This is a genomic window from Paenibacillus oryzisoli (genome assembly GCF_050467285.1).
In the GTDB taxonomy this organism is placed as follows: Bacteria; Bacillota; Bacilli; order Paenibacillales; family NBRC-103111; genus Paenibacillus_E; species Paenibacillus_E oryzisoli_A.
This window is the reverse complement of sequence record NZ_JBCMUN010000001.1, coordinates 681,669-706,398: the sequence shown is the minus strand read 5'-3', so window position 1 is coordinate 706,398 and position 24,730 is coordinate 681,669. Positions and strand designations below refer to the sequence as shown.

The 24,730-nt window shown below is 53.5% G+C and carries 17 protein-coding genes; 3 read left to right on the top strand and 14 right to left on the bottom strand.

Annotated features, from left to right (window positions below):
- Positions 1–53: 53 nt before the first annotated feature.
- From phnE to ABE504_RS02790, 3 genes are all read right to left on the bottom strand, one after another.
- On the bottom strand, positions 54–1,628 hold the full coding sequence (phnE, locus tag ABE504_RS02800) for a phosphonate ABC transporter, permease protein PhnE (RefSeq protein ID WP_430084163.1): 1,575 nt from the start codon (positions 1,626–1,628) through the stop codon (positions 54–56).
- Positions 1,628–2,398, bottom strand: a complete 771-nt coding sequence (phnC, locus tag ABE504_RS02795; RefSeq protein WP_430084160.1) for a phosphonate ABC transporter ATP-binding protein — start codon at positions 2,396–2,398, stop codon at positions 1,628–1,630. The genes phnE and phnC overlap by 1 nt, the downstream gene beginning before the upstream one ends.
- A gap of 191 nt (positions 2,399–2,589) precedes the next feature.
- On the bottom strand, positions 2,590–3,621 hold the full coding sequence (locus tag ABE504_RS02790; protein WP_430084157.1) for a HoxN/HupN/NixA family nickel/cobalt transporter: 1,032 nt from the start codon (positions 3,619–3,621) through the stop codon (positions 2,590–2,592).
- 202 nt (positions 3,622–3,823) lie between these two features.
- Between ABE504_RS02790 and ABE504_RS02785 the strand changes: the two genes are divergently transcribed.
- The 3 genes from ABE504_RS02785 to ABE504_RS02775 all read left to right on the top strand — a co-directional run bounded on the left by ABE504_RS02785 (position 3,824) and on the right by ABE504_RS02775 (position 6,105).
- Positions 3,824–4,705, top strand: a complete 882-nt coding sequence (locus tag ABE504_RS02785) for a sensor histidine kinase (protein ID WP_430084154.1) — start codon at positions 3,824–3,826, stop codon at positions 4,703–4,705.
- Positions 4,706–4,713: 8 nt separating this feature from the next.
- Complete coding sequence (locus ABE504_RS02780; protein WP_430084747.1) at positions 4,714–5,367, top strand: response regulator; 654 nt, start codon at positions 4,714–4,716, stop codon at positions 5,365–5,367.
- A gap of 108 nt (positions 5,368–5,475) precedes the next feature.
- A complete protein-coding gene (locus ABE504_RS02775; protein WP_430084151.1) occupies positions 5,476–6,105 on the top strand; it encodes a YcnI family protein in 630 nt (209 codons plus the stop codon).
- 66 nt (positions 6,106–6,171) lie between these two features.
- Here the strand turns inward: ABE504_RS02775 and ABE504_RS02770 are convergent, their stop codons facing one another.
- The 11 genes from ABE504_RS02770 to ABE504_RS02720 all read right to left on the bottom strand — a co-directional run bounded on the left by ABE504_RS02770 (position 6,172) and on the right by ABE504_RS02720 (position 24,644).
- A complete protein-coding gene (locus ABE504_RS02770; RefSeq protein WP_430084149.1) occupies positions 6,172–6,660 on the bottom strand; it encodes a dihydrofolate reductase in 489 nt (162 codons plus the stop codon).
- Between the two features lie 27 nt (positions 6,661–6,687).
- On the bottom strand, positions 6,688–9,801 hold the full coding sequence (locus ABE504_RS02765) for an ATP-binding response regulator (RefSeq protein WP_430084147.1): 3,114 nt from the start codon (positions 9,799–9,801) through the stop codon (positions 6,688–6,690).
- A complete protein-coding gene (locus tag ABE504_RS02760; protein WP_430084143.1) occupies positions 9,798–10,952 on the bottom strand; it encodes a response regulator in 1,155 nt (384 codons plus the stop codon). Before ABE504_RS02760 ends, ABE504_RS02765 begins: the two co-directional genes overlap by 4 nt.
- 109 nt (positions 10,953–11,061) lie before the next feature.
- The gene (srtB, locus tag ABE504_RS02755; RefSeq protein ID WP_430084140.1) at positions 11,062–11,928 is read right to left on the bottom strand and encodes a class B sortase; all 867 of its coding nucleotides are present in this window, start codon (positions 11,926–11,928) and stop codon (positions 11,062–11,064) included.
- A 73-nt stretch (positions 11,929–12,001) separates the two neighbouring features.
- Positions 12,002–18,058: an SdrD B-like domain-containing protein gene (locus tag ABE504_RS02750; RefSeq protein ID WP_430084138.1), complete on the bottom strand. Its 6,057-nt coding sequence runs from the start codon at positions 18,056–18,058 to the stop codon at positions 12,002–12,004.
- Between the two features lie 310 nt (positions 18,059–18,368).
- Entirely contained in the window at positions 18,369–19,163 is a 795-nt protein-coding gene (gene thyA, locus ABE504_RS02745; protein ID WP_430084135.1) for a thymidylate synthase, read from the bottom strand.
- Between the two features lie 139 nt (positions 19,164–19,302).
- Positions 19,303–20,028: a polysaccharide deacetylase family protein gene (locus tag ABE504_RS02740; RefSeq protein WP_430084133.1), complete on the bottom strand. Its 726-nt coding sequence runs from the start codon at positions 20,026–20,028 to the stop codon at positions 19,303–19,305.
- A gap of 56 nt (positions 20,029–20,084) precedes the next feature.
- On the bottom strand, positions 20,085–21,155 hold the full coding sequence (locus ABE504_RS02735; RefSeq protein WP_430084130.1) for an alpha/beta hydrolase family protein: 1,071 nt from the start codon (positions 21,153–21,155) through the stop codon (positions 20,085–20,087).
- Between the two features lie 34 nt (positions 21,156–21,189).
- The gene (locus ABE504_RS02730) at positions 21,190–22,050 is read right to left on the bottom strand and encodes a carbohydrate ABC transporter permease (RefSeq protein ID WP_430084127.1); all 861 of its coding nucleotides are present in this window, start codon (positions 22,048–22,050) and stop codon (positions 21,190–21,192) included.
- Positions 22,050–22,916, bottom strand: coding sequence for an ABC transporter permease (locus ABE504_RS02725; protein ID WP_430084744.1), 867 nt, complete (start codon positions 22,914–22,916; stop codon positions 22,050–22,052). Before ABE504_RS02725 ends, ABE504_RS02730 begins: the two co-directional genes overlap by 1 nt.
- Positions 22,917–23,078: 162 nt before the next feature.
- Positions 23,079–24,644 carry an extracellular solute-binding protein gene (locus ABE504_RS02720; RefSeq protein WP_430084124.1) on the bottom strand — a complete coding sequence of 522 codons (1,566 nt, stop codon included), beginning with the start codon at positions 24,642–24,644 and terminating at the stop codon, positions 23,079–23,081.
- Between the last annotated feature and the right edge of the window lie 86 nt (positions 24,645–24,730).

Sequence of the window (24,730 nt, the reverse complement as noted above, 5' to 3'; positions counted from 1 at the left end):
AAGGCTGTTCTCCTGTCCGTTTGAAACGGACGCGGAGACAGCCTTTTCGCTTGCTAGACGATACGCTTGCGCAGCGTACCGGAAATATAGTCGATAATCGAGACGGTTACGATAATCCCGATAAGAATGATGCCGACGCGCGGCCACTGTCTCGCGTTCAGGGCAAAGATCAGCGGCGTCCCGATGCCGCCGGCGCCGATAATGCCGAGCAGCGTCGCGGAGCGGACGTTGATCTCAAACCGATACAGCGTGTACGAGATGAAATCCGGAATGACCTGCGGAATGACGGCGAACGACATCCGCTGCCAGAAGTTCGCGCCCACGGCGGTCATCGCCTCGGTCGGACCCATGTCCATATTTTCGATGGCCTCCGCATACAGCTTCCCGAGCATCCCCACGGAGTGCAGGCCAAGTGCCATTACCCCCGCGTAAGCGTTCGGGCCGACCGCTTTGATGAAGATGAGCGCCATGATGATTTCCGGAATCGTCCGAATGACGCTCAGGAAGAACTTCCCTGTACCCGATACGGCGCGGAAACGGCTCATGTTCGCCGCAGCCCAGAAGGCAAACGGCAAGCACACAATCGCGGATACGAAGTTACCGAGATACGAGATCGACAGCGTCTCCAGCAAGGTACGGAGCAAATCCTCGCCGTCCGCATTATAGATGTAGCCCCAGTCCGGATGGAACAGACCGGTAAACATCGCTTTGGTGAGCTGCCAAGTCGTTGGCTGGAAACCTGTAAGCTCAAGGCCGGTCAGCGACCAGACGATCAGCGCTACGACAGCGAGAATGCCGACGATGCGGTACGTGCGGGCACGGGATTCGGACATCGGCTTTTTGCTGCCTTTGAGCAGGTAGGTACGGAATCGCGTGCTCACCAGGTCGATAATGACCACGACGATCAGCGTGTAAATGACGATCGCGCAGGACTGATCGTAGCGGAACAAGTCCAACGTGTTTTTGAGCAGCAGGCCGATGCCGCCGGCGCCGACCAGACCGAGAATCGCGGATGCCCGGATGCTGACTTCGAACGTGTACAGGAAGTGCGCCAGATACGTCGGCGCCACTTGCGGCAGCACCCCGAAGCGAATCAGCTTCAGCTTGCTGGCGCCGACTGCGGTCATCGCCTCCAGCGGGCCGGGATCGATCGCTTCGGTGGATTCATAGGAAAGCTTCGATAAAATCCCGAAGGTAAAGAAAATAAGAGCGAGCGTACCTGCTGTCGGACCGAAGCCGACGAGGACGGCGAACAGCGCCGCGTACAGCAGATCCGGGATCGTCCGGATCAAGTTCATGAACAGGCGCGCCGGATAGAACAACCACGACGAGCTCGTGATGTTACGCGCTGCGAGCAGCGCCATCGGGAATGCGAATAGCGCGCCAATCACGGTGCCGAGGATGGACATTTGCAGCGTTTGCGCCATCGGCTTCCAGATGTCGCCGAAGAACGCCCAATCCGGCGGGAACATTTCGCCGATGAATTTGAAAATCTCAGGCGTGCCTGAAGCAAGCTGCGTCAAGGTAGCGCCGGTTTGATAAATACTGCCTACCAGGAACAGCACCATCAGCAGCAGCGTCATGTAAAAGCGGGTACGTGGCGGCCTTTTGGCTGCGGAAGCACTCATCACGCCTGGCCTCCCAGCAGCTCGTCTTTCTTGATGGCGCGGCCGTAAATGTCAGAGAACACTTCATCCGTCGCTTCCGCAACCGGACCGTCGAACACGACTTTGCCGGCGCGAAGTCCGATAATCCGGGTTGCGTACTCACGCGCCAGATCGAGGAAGTGAAGATTGACGATCGTCGTGATGCCCAGATCGCGGTTGATGCGCTTCAGGTCGTCCATCACCTGACGCGTCGTTAAAGGGTCAAGCGAAGCGACAGGCTCGTCCGCCAGGATGATTTTCGCTTCCTGCGCCAGGGCTCGCGCGATCGATACGCGCTGCTGTTGACCGCCGGACAATTCATCCGCGCGCGCAAACGCTTTTTCACGGATATTGACGCGTTCCAGCGCTTTCAGCGCAAGCTCGGTATCCGCTTTCGGGAACAGACCGAAGATCATGCGGAGCGTTGAGTGGTAAGCGACGCGGCCGGAGAGGACGTTGCGCAGTACCGTGGATCTTTTGACCAAATTAAATGTCTGGAAAATCATGCCGATGTCTCGGCGCATCCGGCGAAGTCCCGCACCGTTCGCCTTGGTAATCGACTGGCCGTCAATCAAAATTTCCCCGCTCGTCGTCTCATGCAGCCGGTTAATCGAACGCAGCAGCGTCGACTTGCCCGCGCCGGACAACCCGACAATAACGACAAACTCGCCGGGATGAATCGTGAGGTTAATATCATCCAGCCCGACGGTCCCGTTCGGGTACACTTTCGAAATATGTTTGAATTCAATCATTCAGCATCCTACTTTCCTACCACAGTCTAATGTACCTCTAATAGTATACGACAAATTACTTTCAACGAGCGACAATAAAATCCTTTTTTCTAGGATAACCTTTAGAAAAAATTCATATGCCGTTGTTCAATGTGACAACGAATGAGACGAAAGACCCCCGGTTCGCTATCGCGAAACCGAGGGTCTTTACGTTACGAAGGGGTTTTGGCGCCCCATCGCTCTTCAATCTTCATACCTTTCCAGACCGCCACGGAGACGATCCACGCCACGATGAACAAGGCAACAAGGATAAACCCGAGGACGCCGAAATCGATATCCTGCAGCCACGTCCAGAAGCCGCCCTCCATGCCGAACTTCTCGGACAGCACCTGTCCCAGCTCAATGACGCCGATGATCAGCGCTGCGACGACCGCCAGCGCCGTAACCGTCAGGTTGTAATAGAGCTTGCGCACCGGCGTGTGGAACGCCCAGCGGTACGCTTTGGTCATGAACATGCCGTCCGCCGTGTCGAACAAGCTCATCCCCGCCGCGAACAGCAGCGGCAGCGAAATGACGCCGATAAACGGAATCGCGTCCTTGGCGGCATGGGCCGAAATCGCGAGCAGCGCAATTTCACTCGCCGTGTCGAAACCGAGTCCGAACAGGAAACCGAGTGGGTAGACGTGCCAGCTTTTGCCGATGAAGCGGAAGAACGGCTTGATCAAACGCGTGATGAGCCCGCGGGATTCCAGCAGCTCCTCGAACTCCTGCTCATTGTGCTTGCCGCTGCGGAATTTGCGAAACATTTTATAGAGAGAAATCAAGATGACAAGGTTAAGCACCCCGATGATGACCAGGAACAAGCCGGACACCGACGCCCCGATGACGCCGCCCAGGCTCTGCATCCAAGGCAATTCCCGCTCCGCCCATTGCACGGAGAATGCTGTGATGACCGCCATCACGAACACAACCGAGGAATGGCCGAGGGAAAAATAAAAGCCGACGCCGAGCGGGTTGCGCTTCTGCTGCACCAATTTGCGCACGGTGTTGTCAATCGCCGCGATATGGTCGACGTCGAACGCATGCCGCATGCCAAGCGTATACGCCAGGAGGCCGATGCCCCAGAAAGCCGGCGACGATTTGGCGACGGTAAAGAGGCCGATGATGCCGAACACGTGCAGGAGAAGGATGAAGAGGGCGTATCCTCCCCAGCTTTTACGCTGCGCAAAGATCGATTTCCACATGAGTATGTATCCACACCTTTCATTTCGTGTTACGATTCATACAATATGTAACACACTTCTGAAATCAGTTTAGCACACGTGTGCATAGAAGAAAAGCATTTGTTTTTGCTGGAGGGCCCGGCATCGGGTTAGGAATCTGCTATAATAGAAACGGTTCTCCGGGAGAGGGCCAAGATTTGGGAAGAAGGAGTCGATCCCACCTATGTCACTTGGCAAATATAAATGGTTCACGATTCTCGCACCGGTGCTGATCATCGGCGGGTTTGAATATATTCGGCACGCCTTCTTGCTGCGCTATTTGACGATGGAGGCGGGCAATTTTGTCATTACAGTGATTACGCTTCTGCTCTCTTTCCTCTTCGCCTCGTGGATGTTCGGCCGCATTGAGCGCAGCAACGAGCTGATGCTGCTCGGCGAGGCCCGCAGAGCCGTCTACGAGGAGCGCGAACGGTTGGCGCAGGAGCTGCATGACGATCTGGCGCAGACGCTGTTTTTTTTGAATGTGAAGCTGAAGCAAGGGGACCTCGAGGAGGCGAGAGCCGCGGTATCGGAGATCGATCAGTCGCTGCGGCAGGCGATTTTTAATTTGCGAACCGCTCCGGAGGAGGGTACGTCGTTCGGTCAACGCATTCACAAGTTTGCGGCGAACTGGTCGTTGATTTCGGGCATCGAGCTGAAGCCTGAGCTGAATCTTGCGCCTAGCAGCTTCACCTCGGGTGAAGAGGTGCAGCTGTTCGGGATCGTGCAGGAGGCGCTGACGAACATTCGCAAGCACTCTATGGCGTCGAGCGCCACGCTGGAGCTGAGCGCGGACGAGGTGGGCTGGCGCCTCGAGATTATGGACAACGGCTGCGGGCTGCACACGGCTGCGAAGCGGTCCGGCAAGACGTACGGCCTGGATCTGATGCGAAAACGTGCGGAAGAGCTGGGCGCTGCGCTCAGCTTTACAAGTTTGGGAGCGGCGGATGCGGATGATGGCGGTACAGGTACAAGTACTGGTGCCCCCGCCGGAGGAAGTGCGGTTGCAGCCGTCACCGAGACCGGCACGCGGCTGGTTGTAACGTGCGAAAGGAGTGAACGTTAGTGGCACCGATTGTTCCTTTTCGAATCGTCATTGTTGACGATCATCCCTTGGCCCGCAAGGCGATTCGCAGCATGCTGGAGCCCGCGGCCGACTTTGAAATCGTCGGCGAAGCGGATTCCGGCGAGGCCGCCATTCGCCTGTGCCGAGACGTCGCGCCTGAAGTCGTCCTCATGGACATTCACATGTCCCCGATGAACGGGCTTGAAGCTACGCGGCTTATTAAACAAACCTATGCCGCCATTCGGATTGTGATGCTGACGGTATCCGACGATGTCGCCGATCTGTTTACGGCGCTGCAGTTCGGCGCGCAGGGCTACCTGCTCAAAAACATGGACCCCGACGAGTGGCTGACATATTTACGCGCCTTGCTCGACGATAACTCCGAGGTTGCCCGCGGCATGGCGGACAAGCTGTTCGCCCGCTTCCGTGCGCCGGTGAATGCCGCCCCATCCGGACCTGTCCCCGGCATGCTGACCGTGCGCGAGCAGGAAATCACGACTTATGTGGCGCAGGGCGACAACAATCGGCAGATCGCCGAGAAGCTGCTCATTTCCGAACATACCGTGAAAAACCACATGAAAAACATCCTCGTCAAGCTTGGCCTCGAGAACCGAGTTCAGCTGACAGCGTTCGCCATTAAGCATGGCATGACACGAAAATGACAAATCCACTCGGAAAAATAGCCCAGTCGAGTCATAGGCGAGCGCTTGTCTTTCGGGTAATATGGACAACATGATAAGAGTTCATGACCGAAAGGGGAATGTTGTTCCATGTTTAAAAAGCTATTAATGAACCTCAGCCTGCTGCTGATCGTTTCCATGCTGGTCGCCGGCATCGCCAGCGCTCACGTCGTCGTGTATCCGAAAGAAACGACGCAGGGTAATTACGAAGTATTTACGGTGCGTGTCCCTTCCGAGAAAGATGTGTCGACGATGAAAGTTGAAGTGAAGTTCCCGCTGGACTCCGTCGCGGTCTCCCGCTTCGAGCCGAAGGAAGGCTGGAAGTATGACATCGCCAAGGACGCTGCGGGCAAAATCACCGGCGTCACCTGGACGGCGACGGGTAACGGCCTCGCAAGCACCGAGTTCGGCGATTTCAGCTTCCAAGGCAAAGTCGCAGATGCCGCTACGCAAATCGTTTGGAAAGCGTACCAAACGTACAAGGACGGCAGTGTCGTGGAATGGGTCGGCGCGAACGGTTCCGACAAGCCGGCTTCCGTCACGACGGTGAAGGCCAAAGCCGCAGGCGCCGCTACGACGGATAGCCACGGCAATGTGACTGCCGGCGCAGGAGCTGCTAGCGATGCGTCAGAGTCGAAGACGCCGCTGATCTTATCCATCGTCGCCGTCGTGCTTGGCGCGTTGGCGCTGATTGTTGCGCTGGTGAGAAAGCGCAGCTGAAATAAGGTAATTTGAAAAAGAGCCTCATCCACCAAAAATCGGCGGATGCAGGCTCTTTTTCACGCGCTATGCTTCGCTGCGCTCATAAATGCGGAAGGAGTAGTCATATGGATTTTTCTCATCGCGGACACCTTGCTCGCTGGACACAAGCGTCCAGCCGGACAGGTCAAGCTCGCTCATAAACGTATCCGCTTCGAACTCATGCTCGATGAACGTGATGTACATCTTGCTCACGCTCGCGCTGAACAGGCGGAAAATTTCCGCGCCGCCAATCACGAACAACTCCTGGTTGCGAAACGCCTCGACCGCTTCCTCCACGCTGTGCATAACTTCGCAGCCCGCCGCGGTATAGGCCCGATTTTGCGTTAAAATGACATTGCGTCTCCCCGGCAACGGCTTGCCGATGGATTCGTACGTTTTGCGGCCCATCAGGATCGGGTGTCCCATCGTGACAGCTTTAAAAAACTTCAGGTCTACCGGAAGGTGCCATGGCAGCGTGTTATTCACGCCGATCGCGCGGTTTCGGTCCATGGCAAAAATAAACGAAATGCTCATTGCGGTATGCTCCTTCTATCTTATAGGCTACGGAATGGGAATGACAAATGAGACGACCGTGCCTTCACCAAGGCGGCTCACAATGGTCAAGCCTCGCCCGTAGTGCTGGATGAGTCTGCGGTTCGTATTGGCGATACCGATGCCGCCTTTTTCCTTGAAGGCTGGATCCAGCAGCTGGGCCACTTTGTCAGGCGGCATGCCGACGCCGGTGTCCCGCACTTCGATCTCCACGCCAGCTGCGCTGCGAGCCACTTTCAGGGTGACGGTGCCCCCCGTGACGCGCCCCATGGCACCATGCCGCACCGCATTCTCCACCAGCGGTTGGATCGACAAGGGCGGCAAGAATAAGCCGAGTTCCGGGTCGATATTCAGCTCGATGTGCAGCTTGTCGAGGAATCGTTCCTTTTCAATATACAGGTAAGCTTCGACCAATTCCAGTTCGTGCGCCAAATCTACCTTTTCGCCCATATTCATATAATCAAAGGAGACGCGCAAAAAGGAGGTAAACGCCTCGCCGAGCTTGCGCATTTTCTCGGTATCGATTTCACTGAGCACCATGAGCGAGTTCAAAGTATTGAAAAGAAAATGCGGCTGAATCTGCGCCTGCAAATAGGCCGCCTCGATTTTCAAGCGATCGTGGATGGACTGCTTGAGCGAGATCAGCGCCCTGATGCGATAACGCAGCTCTACGGCGTCGACCGGCTTGACCACATAGTCATTCGCGCCGGACAGAAAGCCGGTGTAAATATCCGCAGGCTGGCTTCGCGCCGTTAGCAGCAGAATCGGAAGCTCCGACACGGTGTACCGTTCCCGGACGCGCTGCGTCAGTTCATAGCCGGACATGCCTGGCATCATGACGTCGGCAATCAGCAGATCCCAGCTCTGCGTCATCAGCAAGTTCAGCGCCGCTTCCCCGGAGCGCGTCGTGACCACGTGATACGATTCGGAAGAAAGAGTGCCCATCAAGACGTTCAAGTTAATGGCATCATCATCGACGGCCAAAATATGAACCGGCGCGTCCTTGAGCAAATTAGGCAGCCCCGTAGGCACATGCCATTGGTCCGCCGCCGTGTGCTCCGCATAACGGATATCCGCCAAAGCGGGGACAGGTTCTTGCTCCGAGAGCGGAACGTCCGCAGACCAAGCATTCTCATCGGCTATCGGAAGAATGACAATGAAAGTCGTCCCCCGGCTAAGCTCGGACTCCACTTCAATGCGGCCGCCATGCAGCTCCACTAGTTGCTTGCAAATGCTGAGACCAAGGCCGATTCCGCTGCCTTCGTCAATACCATGCTCGCCTTGAGCGTAGCGCGCGAAGATTTTGCCCCGGGTTTCTTCGTCCATCCCCACTCCCGTATCCGCAAAACGAATTTCCGCCATGCCGCCCCATACGTCCGCGGAAATCGCAATAACGCCCCGCTCCGTATACTTGAGCGCATTGTGGAGCAGATTGTACACGATTTGCACGAATCTTTTTTCATCGGCCATAATCGGCGGCATCTCGTCCGAAATGTCCATCCGCAGCTCAAGGGGGCGGTCGTCCGCCATGTACCGCAGCATTTCCATCACGCCTGGAACGATCGCCTGCACATAGAGCGGCTCCAGACGCAGCGTCACGCGATGCTCCTGGAAACGGACAATATCGAGCAGATCGTCAAGCAGTCTGGACATGCGCCTGCTGACGGTGCCGACCAGCTCCATCTCTTTGCGGCTGTTCTCGTCCAGCTTGTCCCGCTCCCGTTCGTAGATGCTCCTCGTCATGTTCATAATGCCGTGCAGTGGCGTGCGCAGCTCATGCGACGTATTGGCCAAAAATTGATCCTTCCGTTTATCGGCAATTTTCAACTGCTCATACAAGGTGATGATTTCGTCCGAGTTGCGCAAATATTTTTTGATCCAATACATGGAAAAAGCGGATACAGCAATCAAAAGATCGATGGGATAAAAGACGCTCGTGATGTCCTTGACAGTTTCCAAAATGCTCCAAGCTAGGTTGGAAATAATGCTGATTCCCGTTATCAGCAAATAAGGAACATCCGGCTCGAACTTCTTAGGAAGTGACATTTTCGCTACTGTCCAGATGTACCACGCATACGTAAACAGATAAAGGCCAAGGAATATGTACCCATCATAAATGAAGTTCACATACGAGGCTGGTCCCACCAGAATCACGCCGCTAAGCGCAGACAGAACGGCGACGTACACTTGCATCACCCTGCTGCGCTTTTGAATGCCGATGAACTTTCGGTACACAAGTACGAGAAACACATTTTGCCATAACAGGACAATCGCTCTGATCTTGAGCACCGCAGCGTAGCTGATCGGCAGCCAGTGCACAAGCACCTTATCGTGACCGCTGAATATCGCGATGCCAACCGATACATAGACTAACCCTGTATTAAACAGACTGCGGTCTTTGGGACGATGCAGATACACGATGCACACATAGAAACCGTGCAGCAGCAGGAACATAATAATGATCCATTGGAACCCGATCGAGTATCCGCTCATCTTATCAATGGCAGTCTGCGAGCCGAAACGCACGGAGCGAAGGATGCCGCCGGAGAGAGGCGAATCGAAGTTGGAAACGCGCACGAGCAGTTCAATTTCTGTGGTTCCTCTTCCGGAATAGGAAGCCTTGAACGAGTAGTTATGCGGCACATAATCAGCCGGCATAGCGGCCACTTTCCCGGCCCCTCCGGCCACTTCTCCCCCAAGCTCCACTTCTGCAGCCGCTTGCACGTTCTTGAACCAGAAGGAGACATTCCGCTCAAGCGGATCCGTTAAAATGCGCAGCCGATAGGTGCCAACTCCGTACGACGTCAGCGTATCGTCGCTCTGAACGTTTCCCCATTTGCCGGGAACCTGGATAAGTGCAGGCTTAGCGCTTCGGAAAGCTGCTTGTTGCCCATTTAGAAGTTCACCCGGAAACCATTCCCATTCCCCATCAATGGAAAGGACTGGAGATGTCGCAAGCTGGACGCCGCGCAGATCCACGATCCCGCCGTGTGCCTGATAAGAGCGATCCAGAGGAAAAAGCACGCTGTTCCACAGCATTCTCATGCCCGAGAACAAACCAAGCAGCAGCAGGCACAGCAGCACATAGCGATAAGGGAATACAAGTCGCCGTAAACTGCTCATGCGGGCGCTCCTCCCGATGCCTTCCAACGCTTATACCAGTCTATGACTTCTTCGCTTAACGGCAGTTCCAAATCACGCTCCACTCTTTCTTTCAGCAGCCAGTACTGCTCCTCCACGCCAGCTTCATGATGAAGGGAATCATATAATTTCATTAGTGAAAAATAGCTGATCTCCTCATCCGGACACATCTTTTGCAGCGTTCTGAATACGTCAATCGCTTTGTCTGACACCTCATGCTGCACATAAAACTCGCCAAGCATCTTGATATGATGCCGCCATAGCAGCAGAAGGCGCTCCCGTTCATGTTCCGCCCAAAGATACGGATAATTACCAAGATAATCGCCAGAGTATGCTGCCAATGCACGCTCGTAACTCTCCGCCGTATCTATGTCCAGCGCCCTGAGGCGGTGCACTTCTTCTTCCCATATATCTGCATCCACCCGTGCATCCCCAAGCTCCAGCCGATACCCAGTCTGCAGCTCGCCGATCCGGATAGAAATCGTTTCTCCCATCCCGCTGGTTTTCAACGTTTGCCGAATATGATAAATCGACGTGTACAGATGCGAAGCCGCTTTCGCTTCCTCGATGTCCGGCCATAACAGCTCGAGCAGCAGGCTGCGGTACACCATTTGGCCCCGATGATGAAGCAGGTAGGCAAAAAGCTCCTGCACCTTACTCGTCCGCCACTTGGGCACAATGGCATCAGCATTCGGAAGCTGAAACCGAATCTGCCCTAAACAGCGAATCATCGGCACATTCGCGTCCGTGGCTTTCATCATCTTTTTGAGCATCAGCTTCTCCTGCACACGCTGAATCGTTTGCCGCAGGCGTTGGCTATGCACCGGCTTCACAATATAATCCAGCGCGTAGAGCTGGAAGGCACGAACGGCGTAATGATCATAGCTGGTTACGAAAATAATTTCGATTCCCGGAACAGCCGCCTGAAGCTGGCGGGCCAGCATCAGCCCGTCCACCTCCGGCATATGAATATCGAGAAATACCGCCTCGGGGCGGTGCAGCAGAGCACCTTCAATCACTTCTTTGGGACTGGTATACGAGGCCGCGATTTCGATCCCGCGCGCTTCGCGTTCAAGCGCTCTCTGCAGTCCAATTAACGCTAACGGCTCGTCGTCGACCAATATCACTTTCACAACTTACGCCCCCTGCATCCCACATTTGCTTCCCGCAAGTTCTCCTTTTAAATGTTCTATCCAACCTTATCTTTGAAGTTTAAAGCACGCTTCCGGCAAAATCAACAGGCTAGCCCGGCTGCTGCTCCCTGGCAAGTTGCACTTGCTGCCTCTGTCTGGGGAAGGCATGCAGCACAAGCCGCGTATCATCGGTTTCATTGCTGCACGTCACCAGCGTCAGCAGCCTGCCCGGATTCGCCGGAATGACCGGCGCCGGGAACAGCGATTTCTTGCTGTAGCTGCCTATGGCCTGCAGCAGATCAGACTCGCTCGCGTAGGCGATATCGACCTGATCCTTCTGCGCGTTAATGGTATAGACTGAGAAAATTTCCCACTCCGTTTCTTGCGCAGGGGTTTCTAGGATAATGACCCGATGTTCATTGAAAAAGGCCCGATTTTTATAGCGCTGCAAGCTGCCGAACATCGACCCGTCCAGCATGTTGTGCCCATAAATGACGATATTTTGCTGCGATCGCTCCAAATCCGAGCGATAGTCCATGAAAATGCTGCCATACATCGACTTTCTGCCCGCTGCATCAACATTTAAATAATAATCGTTATCCACATGCTGCAGAATCGGATAGTCGACCTCTGTGCCGTCGACATGAACCCAGCCGACTACTTCTTGATTTATGACACGCAGACGCTCCCAGCGTTCCGCCCGCGCCGCTTCGGAAGAAGCGCTGTCCGCTGGCTGCCGTGCCGGAACGTCCGCAGGGATTGACGTCGTTAGTGGAGCTTCCGCTGTGGAGGCGCTCGCTTGCGTATGAACCTGCATCAATTCTTTTTTGAGCTGGTCCGACTGTTTCCTTTCCATGTGCTGCTTAGAAGTATCTACGGTAATCAAAACAATACCGCCAACCAGCAGCAGAACAGCCAGCCAGTACAACCGTTTGTAGCGCTTGTCAGTCGTAGGAAAACTATGAGGCTGGGTCATTTCCCTTCCCCTCCCGGGAGTGATCTGATCTGAAAAGAAGCAGGGACACTGTTAAAAAGTGCCCCTGCTTGTCTTATTTCTCGCGGCGTGAGCGCCAATAGGTCGTGCCTACCACGGCTAGACTTGAGAAAATCATCGCTAAGCCTGCCAGATAAGCTTTGCTGTAAGGCGCTTGCCCGGTTTTCGGTACAAGCGAGGCAACCGGCTTGGCTGCTGCGGCTTGTCCGTTTTTCGGATTGACACTGACGGCTACGCCCTGATACTCTTTGCTGCCGTCCCCATTGCCAACCGCAACGGTAAACGAATCATCGCCTGTAAATCCTTCGTTCGGGGTATACACCCAGTTGCCGTCTTCCGTAAGCTGAACGGTGCCGTTCTCAGGCTGTTTATCAACCGTAAAGATCGGAGGAACTTCTCCCGCTTCCTTCTTCGGATCGGTTGGAATTGAACCTTGAACCGGCGTATCTTCATCTGTCGTCACAGCTGACGGCGGTGTCACTGGCGGTTCTACCGGAGGTATCGCCGGTGGTTCCACTGGCGGTGTCACCGGCGGCGTTACCGGAGGTGTCACCGGTGGTTTCACCGGAGGTGTTACTGGTGGTTTCACCGGCGGTGTTACCGGCGGATCCACTGGCGGTGTTACCGGTGGTTTCACCGGCGGCGTGCCTCCACCGCCTCCTCCCCCGTCGTCATAAACATAAATCCCGGCATCGATCGTTCGATTGTCGTCACCGGACTGCAGAACAATACTGTCCGTACGACCGGATGAGTTCGCATTCGAATCGACCGCCATGTCGGATCCTTTGTTCTTATAGGTGAGAGCATAGCCGCTCGGCGGAATGAACTGAACAACGTAAGATCCCGGGTCCAACTGATCGAACAAATAATTGCCGTTCGTATCTGTTGTCGTCGTCGCTAGCGACGTCAATAAGTCATCTGCTGCGAACAGCTTGACCGTTACGTTCTGTACGCCGGCCTCCGCCAGGTCCTGAATGCCGTTCACGTTGGTATCGAGGAATACCTTGTCCCCTAGTTGCGCCGGGATGTAGAAACCGGCATCCACCGTCAGGTCATTCACGACAGTTATCAAAGATACCGTGTGGCTGAACGCTGTAGTGATATCACGGTCGGAATCCACGCTGTCATCCGAGCCGGCGTTCGCCCGGCTTCCCTTGTAGCCAGCAGGCACAAGGAATTTCACCTTATAGTTGCCAGTGAGCAAGAGGTTGGCAAAGAGATAACGACCATCGACATCGGTCGCCGTGGTTTTCAGCAACGCATCCGTGTCGGCGTCATAAAGCTCAACCGTTGCGCCCGACAAGCCCGGCTCTCCGGCGTCTTGAACGCCATTGCCGTTTCGGTCGTGCCAGACGAGATCGCCAATCTTGCCAAGATAAAAGCCGGTATCGATCGTATTGTTCGTTTCGTCTGATCGCAGAACTGCCGTATCGCTAAACCCGGTAATTTCATCCCCGTCCGAGTCGCCGGCAGGTTCCCCTTGGTTTTTCAGCGTAGGCTTGTACCCCGCAGGTTTGATGAATCTCACCTTGTAGCTGCCAGGGTCCAGGTTCGTAAAGCTGTAGTTCCCATTGGCGTCCGTGGTCGTGCTTTTAATCGGGGTAGTCAGATCCACTGCAAGATAGAGTTCTACCGTTGCACCAGTAATACCGGATTCCCCGGCATCCTGACGGCCATCTGCATTCGCATCAAGAAACACTTTATCGCCCAGTTGAGCCAGCTTATAGAAGCCTGCATCCACCGTCAGATCATTGACGACAGTCAGCAAAGATACCGTGTGGCTGAATCCTGTCGTGAGATCGCGGTCGGAATCCACGCTGTCGTCCGCACCGGCATCCGCCGGGCTTTCCTTGAAGCCGGCAGGCTTCAGGAATTTCACCTTATAATGAGCGGAGAGCAGAAGATTGGTGAAGAGGTAGTGGCCTCCTGCATCCGTCGTCATTGTGTTCAACAACGCATCCGTATCGGCGTCATACAGCTCAACCGTTACCCCCGATAGCCCGGGCTCACCGGCATCCTGGATACCGTTGGCATTGAGGTCATGCCACACAATGTCACCCAGCGTCCCGTTCGTGAGCAGGAACAGCCCTGCATCCACTGTCGTGTTGTTATCTTTGGACAATAGCGTGATGGTGCTCGTACGACCTGTTGCCAGATCGGCGTCGGAGTCCAACGTATCGTCTCCGCCTTGATCCTTCGAGGTCATGCCGTATCCCGCAGGCGTTGCAAATTCTACGATATAACTGCCGGGGTCCAGATTCGTAAACTGGTACAGCCCTGCCGAATCCGTGGTCGTTGTTGCGATCGCGACGGCTGGCGCCGAAGCGTTGTAGAGCTTCACCGTTACGCCTGGCACACCGGGTTCGCCCGGATCTTGAATACCGTTCTTGTTCACGTCAAGGAACACTTTGTCTCCCAGACTTGCAGGGCCATATACGCCTGCGTCAAAAGAGTAGTCCCTGCCGCCGTCAACCAGCGTAATGCCGCTAACGACGGCCTCGCCATCCGTCCGCACGGTAAAGACGGCATCGCTGTCTTTGGCATCGTCGGCCTCTTGATCGCTTGGCGAGAAGTACGCGTATCCCACAGGACGAATAAATTTGACGATGTAGTTGCCCGGCATTAATCTCGTGAATTTGTAGTTGCCGCTGGCATCCGTCGTCGTCGTATTGATAATTGTGTCCGGATCTCCAGCATCGTACAGGTTCACCGTTGCCCCGGTAATGCCCGGCTCGCCGGCATCCTGTACACCATTTCCGTTGCGGTCATGCCAGACCAGATCACCGATCTCGCCGAGATAGAAGCCGGCATCAATCGAGTTGTCGGTTTGACCTGAGGTAAGCGTTACGGAATGGCTGAAGCCCGTTGTCTCATCCCGATCGGAGTCCTTGGCATCGTCTCCGCCTTGATCCTTTAGCGTCGGCTTGTACCCTGTAGGGTTAAGGAATTTTACTTTATAATTGCCTGGATCTAAACCTGTGAAGCTGTATTTGCCGCTGGCGTCCGTCGTCGCGCTTGCCAGCGGTGTCGCCAAATCAGCGGCTGCATACAGCTGGACCGTTACACCACTAATCCCCGGTTCCCCGGTATCTTGCTTGCCATCAGCATCAAGATCCTCCCAGACAAAATCGCCGATGGCGCCTTTCGTATATATGCCAGCATCCAGCGTCATATCCGTTTCTCCGCTCGCAAGCGTTTTGTTCACGCGATACGTGCGGGTAGCGTCGTCATACAACGTAAAATCGCTGTCCTTGGTATCATCACCTACCTGATCGTTTGGTGAGAGATAATAGCCGCTAGGCATCACGAATTCCACCGTGTAATCGTCCGGAGGCAGATTCGGGAACTCATAGTAACCCGGCTTGCCCGAGATATGGTCGTTGAACGTGCGTGTATACGAATAAGGGGTCGAGAAATCGCCGCCTTTATACAGGTTGACCAGAACGCCGTTAAGGCCGTTCTCGCCTGCCTCCTGAATGCCGTTCGCATTCGTGTCAAGCCAGATAAAATCGCCTAGATTGCCGGTTCCAGCCGGGTCCGTATTTTGAACGAGGAAGCCGACTTTAATCGGTTCCGACGGGAGGAACGCTTGCGGGCCGCCTTCATCCGGATACGTCGCTCCGTAACCGAAGGAGTTCCACGCAATTTTGCTTCTCGGCGCGTTCACAGGCGCACGCATGTCCCATTCGAGGGTAAAGGACTCACCCTGATTCAGCGTAATGTTGCCAAAATCAAACTTGAGCGCGGTCACCGTCGTAATATCCGCCGGCACCGTTGTCGTCCAGTTGTTATGATGCGTCCGGTGCAATGGATCGGCAAGATCGCCAAGATCTGGTGTATTCGATGTTGAATAGTACACCTTGATTTGCGGATCAAGTGCCGCTCCACCTGGTCCCGTCACCTTATTCACCAGGTACGGCCGCCAGTCAGAGCTTCGCGGGTTAGTGTCTACAACGCCGATGTCGCCAATGCGCGGCAGCTTATCGATAATGACAATGTTGGAAATCGGCCCATTGGAGTCGGTGTTGCTGACCACTAACTGGTACATCGCTTTCCCGCCGGGCAGCGTCACGCCGTTCGCCGGGTATTTCGTGAATACGCCGTCCAGCTCCCCTTTTACCCATTTGACCGATTCAAGGGAACCTGAGAACTTCACGTACACATTGGCCGTCGAGGTGATGAATTGATGGGTGTTGCTGTTATTATCCCGGTCTTCTGTGGTATCGTCAATCGTCGTCCCTTTGTAATCATCCGTAACTGCCGTCGTGGCAAACATCGTGTTGCCGAAGCTTCCGTTTGGCGCTCCATGCTTCACTGTGCCTTTAACGGTCACGTCGATGTACTCGCCAGGGAGGAGCACCGCACCAGCGAACGTCCACAGCTTCGCTTTATACGTCGTCGAACCGATGGTCTTATCGTATTGCGTAGCGATCGGTGAGAGATCCTGTGTGGTGGCATGCTGATCGACGCTGACTACCGTGTAGTTCTCCAGCTTGTCCTCCGGGAAAAAGTCCAGAATCTCCGGCGCCGTCATATTGCCGGTCGCGAACGGATGATTTTGCACTCTCAGCTTATACGTCACCGTATCGCCTTCCCGAACTGATGCAGAACCGACAACCGATTTCTCGGCAACAACCCAAGGTTTCGGATCGACAACCTTGATCACCACGCTGTCATTGCTAGTCAAAGGCGTCGCCCCATACGCTGCGTTCAGCGTGGCCGTGTTCGTAATCGTGCTGCCAACCGGCACCGCCGCACTCGCATGGTCGACGCTCAGCAGCGTCCCCTTCACGCCAATGTCTGAAGCGATGCGGAATTCGACCGGCACCGCGCCGAACACCCAACGCACTTTGGACACGTACTGTCCGCCCGAGAGGCCGAGCGCAGACACATTCAGCGTCTGATTGCTGCTCGTGCTAAGGCCTGTCCCGCCAGCCCAGTCATACCAAAAATCCACCTCGTTAAGCTGGTATTGAACAGTGACGCTAACGTTAGTGTTATTGGTATAAGAGCCTGTCGAAACACTCGTCAAATCGATCTGTTTCGGAATCGCATCTTCAACCGCAAACGTGTCCAGATCAACGTTCCCTTTGTTGCCAAAACCGTTGATCTTGTACTGCACGGTTTGCCCCAGCGCGTACTCGTCATTGTTTTGACGGGAATCCTTGTTGATTCCATAAATGCCCGGCATCGCCGCGGCAAGCAGGTGAGTGGCTGTGGCCGTATTCGTCACCAAGGCTGTGCCGGTAAGCGATGTCCCTGAGGCGTAGACGGAGTTAGTGACAGTATCACCGACATGAAAGGTCGTACTTGGATAGCTCAGCACTACGTTGTACGATACGTTCTGTCCCGTATTCAATACCGGCAAATCCCAGTAGACGCTGCCGTATACGGAATTGTACACCCCGCCGCCGGAAGCCAAGACGAATGCAGCGCCAACAGGCAAGGTGTCAAACACGCGAACATTCTGAATGTTCGATCCGCCCAGCGCACTGTTTCCTTGCAGATTCACTTGATATGTGACATTGCTGTCCAGAATTGGATCAACGACTGGAGACACTTTGCTTTTGGAAATCGACCAGTCAGCCCCATTCACCTGAGCGGTAACGATCGGCGCCGTCGAAGACACCAGCGTACTGTTATCCGCTTTAGCTGTAGCCGTATTCTGCACCGTATCCCCTTGCTGCGTCGTGCCTGACTTGAACTTCGTTTTTAGCTTGAGTATACCTGTTTTCCCGGCAGCAAGCGGCGTTACCATCACAAACTTAACTGTACCCGGAGTACTGGTATCGACGCTGGCAACATCGGGTGTCGTATCCACGCCTACATAATCCAGCGCAGCAGGCAAAACATCCGTAATCACCATGTTAATCGCATCGTCCGTTGTGCTCGGATTCGCATACTTGATCGTATACGTAATCGTTTCACCCGGCAATGCCGTCGTCTTGTCAACTGTTTTCTCAAGCGTCAGAGAAACAGCCCCTGCAGCCGAAACGATGAAGTTGTAATAGGGCAAGACGGAGAGCGATATGGCCAGCATCAGGAACAGCACTCTTTTACCAAACGATAAAAGGTTGCGTCTGCTGCTCGGCGATCGCCGCATTCTTCTCATATATTGCTCCCCCAAATCCGTCGACATGAGCTGGCCAGGTATGTTCTTTTCAAAAATAGTCCACACTCATGCCTTACCATAAAATAGATCAACCATTCTTCTTATGGCATCAGGTAAACCCGCTATCGCCAACACATCGGCAACTTTTTTCGACAAACCCCTCCCCGCACAAAAGTGTTTACCTTGTAAAATTTTGTCATAAAAAGAACCTGGTCTAGCATATCATAAGAACCTAGACAGAACCTATACAACGCAAAAGTCAGCTCCTGCATATGCAGGAGCTGACCCGTTTTTCTTAATCTATTGGCATCTATATCGCAATCGGTGCCTTAATCCCGGGGTGGTATTGATACCCCTCAAACTCAAAGTCCTCAAACTTATAATCAAAAATGGACTCCGGCTTACGCTGAATCGTCAGCTTCGGCAGCGGATAAGGCTCTCTGGTCAACTGCCGCTCCACCTGCTCCAGGTGGTTCAGATAAATATGCACGTCGCCGCCTGTCCAGATGAGATCGCCGACTTCGAGATCGCACTGCTGGGCTACCATATGTGTGAGGAGCGCGTAGGAGGCGAGGTTGAAGGGGAGACCGAGGAAGGTGTCCACCGACCGCATCTGAAACATGCAGCTCAGCTTGCCGTCTGCAACGTAGAACTGAAAGGCATAGTGGCAAGGCGGCAGCGCCATATTGTCCACTTCTGCCGGGTTCCAGGCGCTGACGAGATGCCGGCGGGAATCCGGGTTTCGCTTGATCTGTTCGATCAGCTTCGCGATTTGGTCGATGACTTCGCCGTTCGGGCCCTGCCAAGTCCGCCATTGGGCTCCGTAAACCCGGCCAAGGTTGCCTTCTTCGTCTGCCCATTCATCCCAGATCGTCACGCCGTTGTCGAGCAAATACTTCACGTTCGTGCTTCCGCTGATGAACCACAGCAGCTCGTGCACGATGGATTTGATGTGCAGTCTTTTGGTTGTCAGCAGCGGAAAGCCTTCTTGCAGGTTAATCCGCATTTGCCGGCCGAACACAGAAGTTGTGCCTGTCCCGGTCCGGTCTTCTTTACGAACTCCATGATCCATGACGTCACGGAGAAGATCTAGGTACGCTTTCATTGTTCACCTCATACGTTTTTTCGCCGCGGGGCCTATCCCTACATTATATAACGAATCTCCTTTTTTCACTATGCTTTCGTAGGCATTCCCATACAACGCAAACAGGAGCCCCTCAATCGTCGGCTCCTGCTTTATTTCTTCACGGCTGCTTCGCGGGGAGCGCCTTCCGATACGTTAACAACTCAGAGACAGTAACAAACCGATAGCCTCTCTTCTCCAATTCGGGCAAAATCCGCTTCAACGCCTCGATCGTTTGCGTACGCCCTTCCACATAATCGTGGAACAAGACGATGTCCCCATTTTTCGAATGGTTTAACACTTTGGTTACAATTTTATCGACCCCTGGCGTATTCCAATCCTTCGTATCCAAATGCCAGGACCACATGATCATCTTGTAACCTTCTTGTTTGACAATACTGACCAGGCTTTCATTATAAAACCCGCCAGGCGGCCGAAATAATTGACATCGAATCCCAGCAACGGAGAAAATGACGTCCTCCGCTTTTTTAATTTCGGCTTTCATATTGGTTCGTTTAGACAGATAAGCGTGACTATAGGTATGATTGGCAATTTCATGCCCTTCGCTCACTTCCCGTTTGAGCACGTCAGGGTGCAGCATGATCTTATTCCCAACCACAAAAAAGGTCGCTTTCGCATGGTATTGCTTGAGCAAATCCAGGATCTCGGGGGTATACTTTGGGTGTGGGCCGTCATCGAACGTTAAGGCGATCACTTTCTCATCGGTAGCGATTTCCCATACGACTTCCCCGCGTGTTTCATAATAAGATCTGTCTTTCGGCGAAGCGGCATAACCAACGGACTGAAAAAGTAAGAAAAGGACAGAAAGGGTGAGTAGCTTGCGCATTGTTGCCTCCTGATGTCAGTTCATGTGTAAACATTAGGATGCACCAATTCATGGATTTAACTCATTTCATTTTGCCCCACTTTACAACTCCCCCTGACAACACCCCCATCTCGCAGCCAAAGCGTATAGGGATACGGGCGTTCGGCACGAATCTCATACGTTCCCGCGGACAAGCAATAAGCCACCTCGGCAACATAATTGAGCGAATCCAGCACAATTTGGAAATGCTTCGTGTACAGGTAACCGCCGATTCGCAAGGTGCCTTGATCGGGAATGGAAACGGGCTTGTCATGGCATCTGCGATGGGAATCCGCAGCTTGCTGCATAGCGGTCAAGCGTTCGGCGGTAATGCCATCCAGATGACCTTGACCTCCAACCCCCGGAAGCTCCTCGTACTGAACGAGCCGCGCTTTGCCAAGATCTTGCGCGCGGCTTGCGTAAGCTCTCGCATGAGCGACGGGGACGCGAATATCTCCGTCTCCATGCACCATGTAAAGCGGCGTCTGCAAGTTGCCGGCGAGGTGAAGCCCGCTTCGGGCCTCGTATCGCTCAAGCTCTTCGTCCGGCGTGCAGCCGATCCAGATGTCCATGTCATCCCGGAACTCTCCGGTTTGGTCCTGACCATACCATCGGGCGTAATCCGATATGGGATAAAAGGCGGAAGCCGCCGCGAACGTGTCCGGGAATTTGCCTAGCATCGCCAGCACATTACCGCCGCCGCCGCTCCCTCCTTCCAGATAAACGATCTCCGGGTCAGAGAGATAGGCGGCATACTCGCTTTTGACAAACTCAATCGCATCATAGGCGTCCATCAGCTCATAGCCGTTGCAGTCAGCTTCGCCTTCCGAGAAGGCTCGGCCTCGCATATCCACCTGGACGATCAAGTACTCCTCAGTATGCTCAGAAGGCGCATCTCGCTTCTGCGGTTCAGGCATACTCATGTGCCAGCCGTGCAGTTTGACCAGCATCGACGCGGGCTTGCCTGTAACAGGCTTGAGCACGTTAACGGCAAGCTTGATTGCAGGCGTGACCGAGGAGGCATAATACCGAAAATCCTGATACGCGCTTGTAAATTCAGGCAATAACGCTGTTTTCTTCAGCCTTACGTGATCCTCATACATCTCCATAGAGACAATCTCCCTTTCAAGAAGCCGCCGCCGTTTATTCTTTCACCGCGCCGAGCGTCGCTCCTTGCACAAAGTACTTCTGAATGAACGGATACACGAGCAGAATCGGCAGCGTGACGAATATAATCGTAGCCGCTTGCAGTGTCTGTGAATTATACGCCATCAAATTCAGATTAGCGGCTAAATCCGTGTTCACCATCGTTTCCCGCAGCTTCAACTGCAGCGGATACAGCTTCGGGCTGCGAATGAATAAAATCGCGTGGTAGAACATATTCCAGTAAATAACCGCGTAGAACAGGCCCATCGTCGCCAACGCCGGTTTGGACAGCGGAAGCACGACTCGAAATAAGATGCCGTAATCTGTGCATCCGTCGATGCGAGCCGATTCCTCCAGTTCAAACGGCAGCTGCTGAAAGAACGTGCGCAAAATAATGAGATTGAATGCGCTGATGGTGGAGGGTAAAATTAACACCCAGATGCTGTCGAGCAGACCCAGCGCTTTAATGGTCAAGAAGTAAGGAATCATGGGCGCTTGAAAAATCATCGTAAATACAATGCCCAGCATCATAATTTTACGCAAATGAAAGTCTTTGCGCGCGAGCGGATACGCGAGTAAAGAAGACACGAGAAGGCTGAGCAGCGTACCGACTACAGTGATAAAGATGTTCACGCCCAGCGCACGCCACAGATCAGCCTTGTTTACAATATGCGTCCAAGCAGCGGAAGTGGGCTCGATCGGCACAAATTGCACCTTATGGGCATCGACCGCCGCCGGATCGCTCAAGGACAGGGCGAGCACATGAATAATCGGCAAAATCATCGTAATGGACAACAGCAGCAGCACCGCATAGTTCGCTGCGCGAAAGCAGGTCTCTCCTAAGCTTGACTTTATCATTAGAACAACCCCTGTTGTGTTGTTTTTTTGGCCATATAGTTACAGCCGTACAGCAGTACGAAACCGACGATCGATTTGAACAGGCCAACGGCCGTTGTAAAGCTGTACTGCCCTTCTAATATGCCTGTTCGGTACACATACGTATCGATAATATCGCCTACAGCTATGGTGGACGGCGTCAGCAGCACATAGACGTGATCGAAACCAAGCTCCAGGAAATTCCCTATTTTCAGCAGCAATAAAATCATAATCGTCGGCATCAGCGCAGGCAGTGTAATGGACCAGATTTGCCGAAACTTGCCTGCCCCATCCACTTTCGCCGCTTCATACAGGCTTGGATTGATCCCGGCTATGGCCGCCAAATAAATAATCGCGCCCCAGCCGATCTCCTTCCAGATGGAAGACAAAATGAAAATCGTGCGAAAAAAAGATTCCCGCTGCATATACAGAACAGGCTCAGCTCCGAACCAGGTCCGCAGCGTATTCACGAATCCCCCCAACGACAGCAATTCAAAGATCAGTCCGCCCACAATGACCCAGGATAAAAAGTGAGGCAAGTAAAAGAACGTCTGAATCGTCTTCTTCAGAAACATGAGTCTGACTTCATTCAATAGAATGGCAAGAAGGATCGGTGCGGGAAATCCGAACACGAGCTGGTACGCCCCGAGGAGCAGCGTATTTTTGAGAACCAGCACAATATCGGGGTACGTAAACATGAATTCAAAGTGCTTGAAGCCGACCCAGGGGCTTTTCCATATGCCGTTTAAAATTTGGAAGTCCTGAAAAGCGATTACCGAGCCAAGCAGCGGCACATATTTGAATACGATAAAATAGAGCAAGCCGGGCAGCACCATCGTATACAGCATCCATTGGGAGCGAAATGTACGAAAGGTTCGCCGGGGGACGGTTGTTGGACGAGCTGCTTTTACTTCCGTGTAATTCTCGTACATGCGGTTTCCTCCATCTTTCATCTCTTGTCTGAAAAGCAAGGAGAGTCCTCCCGTGGAGGATCTCTCCTAGTGTGAGCCTTACTTTTTGCTCACTTTCTGATACCATTCGTTGGCGCGTTTGGTAACTTCCGTCCCGCCGGTTTCGTACCATTTTTTTACAAATTCATCAAATTTCTCGATCGGCCATTCCCCAATCACAATATTAGCCAAGTACTGTTGGTACAATTTGTGCGTCTTGATGTCCGCAAAGCCGTCGTACACGCTGACCGGCATGCCGTCGCCGGCGAGAACCTTAGTCGTTTTGTTGATCCGATCGTACATCTCGATCATCTCTTTATAGCGCGTCGGATATTTGATGGTAAGCTCCGCTACCTTGGACTTGTAATCAAATGTACTGACAGAAGCGGAGAAAATCGTTTTGCGCTGCGTCCAGTTTTCGGTGGTGTCTTTGTCAGGCAAATATTTTTTCTGCCCGTTTTCCATCACAAAGCTGTCGTTTTCCAGCCCGTACGAGTTAAAATCGATTCCCTCCGGCGTGTAGTAAAAGTCCAGATATTTCAAGACCGAAGCCGCTTTCGCCTCTGCTTTTTTCGGGATGACCCACTCCACGAACCCGAATCGTTTCAAGGAGTAAAAGCCGTCATATCCCGGTACCTTCGGAACCGGCACCATAGTGAAATCTGCGTTCGGATTTTTCTTCCGCAGCCCCTCATAGCCGCCAACGGTAATGGTACTGTCAACAATATGATAGAAAGCGCCTACCGTATCGTTCAGGATTTTGCCGGTCCATACTTCCTGTTTATTCAGGAACGTTTCGTTATCCAGCAGCTTTTCCTTGTACAAGTCTCTAGCGAACTTAATGGCTTCTTTCATATTGGGCTGTACACCGCCATATTGAAGCTTGCCGTCGATCAAATCCCACTCCGGATACCCTTCCCACATCGGAACCCCGTACATCGCGAAAATGTGATCAAACCATCTGCCCTGCTCACGTCCGCTTGTTGGGATCTCATCCTTTTTCCCATTGCCGTTCGGATCTTTGTCCCTGAACGCTCTGAGCATTTCAACAAATTGCTCCCGGGTTTCAGGCAAGCCCAGTCCGACGTTCTTCAACCAGTCGGTCCGAATGATCAAGCCTCGGTTATTCGTGTTTTGCAAGGAAGGAATGTAGTAAATTTTGCCGTCGGGAGAGGTGGAGCGCACAATGTCCCAGATTTCTTTCGGGAAGTAGTTCCACAGGTTCGGCGCGTATTTGGGCAGCAAATCATCGAGCGCCAACGCGCCTCCTTGCGTAATCAGTGTCTGTTCAATCCCGTTCATCGGTCTAATGATGTCGGGAAGATCACCTGAGGCAATCATCGTTTGCAGCTTTTGCGCATAGTCCGCACCGCCGCCCCAAGGAGCGGTTTCATAGACAGGCTCGATTCCCAGATTCTTAATGAAATACTGCGTGTACTTATTGTTGGTGTCAGGCAGTGGCGGATCAATCGGTCCTCTGAAAATCCTTATTTTTTCCACCGGTTTGGTACCGCCGTCGCTCGGTTGGGCAATGGGATCGGCATTGCTGCATCCAATAAATAAGGTTGCCGCAACAGCTAACAAGGTTCCCGAGCGTCCTGCATGTCTCCAAGATGATCGCTTCATTCTTCAAGCCCCTCTCTGTTCATATGCTGGTTCCCTTGTATCATACGTTCATGAAAACCGTGCAAGCAATAGTTGAAAACGCCTAA

Bases quoted from the DNA above. Each gene is read 5' to 3' on its own strand.
- phnE (WP_430084163.1), bottom strand. From the start codon at position 1,628: ATGAGTGCTTCCGCAGCCAAAAGGCCGCCACGTACCCGCTTTTACATG.
- phnC (WP_430084160.1), bottom strand. From the start codon at position 2,398: ATGATTGAATTCAAACATATTTCGAAAGTGTACCCGAACGGGACCGTC.
- ABE504_RS02790 (WP_430084157.1), bottom strand. From the start codon at position 3,621: ATGTGGAAATCGATCTTTGCGCAGCGTAAAAGCTGGGGAGGATACGCC.
- ABE504_RS02785 (WP_430084154.1), top strand. From the start codon at position 3,824: ATGTCACTTGGCAAATATAAATGGTTCACGATTCTCGCACCGGTGCTG.
- ABE504_RS02775 (WP_430084151.1), top strand. From the start codon at position 5,476: ATGTTTAAAAAGCTATTAATGAACCTCAGCCTGCTGCTGATCGTTTCC.
- ABE504_RS02770 (WP_430084149.1), bottom strand. From the start codon at position 6,660: ATGAGCATTTCGTTTATTTTTGCCATGGACCGAAACCGCGCGATCGGC.
- ABE504_RS02765 (WP_430084147.1), bottom strand. From the start codon at position 9,801: ATGAGCAGTTTACGGCGACTTGTATTCCCTTATCGCTATGTGCTGCTG.
- srtB (WP_430084140.1), bottom strand. From the start codon at position 11,928: ATGACCCAGCCTCATAGTTTTCCTACGACTGACAAGCGCTACAAACGG.
- ABE504_RS02750 (WP_430084138.1), bottom strand. From the start codon at position 18,058: ATGAGAAGAATGCGGCGATCGCCGAGCAGCAGACGCAACCTTTTATCG.
- thyA (WP_430084135.1), bottom strand. From the start codon at position 19,163: ATGAAAGCGTACCTAGATCTTCTCCGTGACGTCATGGATCATGGAGTT.
- ABE504_RS02740 (WP_430084133.1), bottom strand. From the start codon at position 20,028: ATGCGCAAGCTACTCACCCTTTCTGTCCTTTTCTTACTTTTTCAGTCC.
- ABE504_RS02735 (WP_430084130.1), bottom strand. From the start codon at position 21,155: ATGGAGATGTATGAGGATCACGTAAGGCTGAAGAAAACAGCGTTATTG.
- ABE504_RS02730 (WP_430084127.1), bottom strand. From the start codon at position 22,050: ATGATAAAGTCAAGCTTAGGAGAGACCTGCTTTCGCGCAGCGAACTAT.
- ABE504_RS02725 (WP_430084744.1), bottom strand. From the start codon at position 22,916: ATGCTGTATACGATGGTGCTGCCCGGCTTGCTCTATTTTATCGTATTC.
- ABE504_RS02720 (WP_430084124.1), bottom strand. From the start codon at position 24,644: ATGAAGCGATCATCTTGGAGACATGCAGGACGCTCGGGAACCTTGTTA.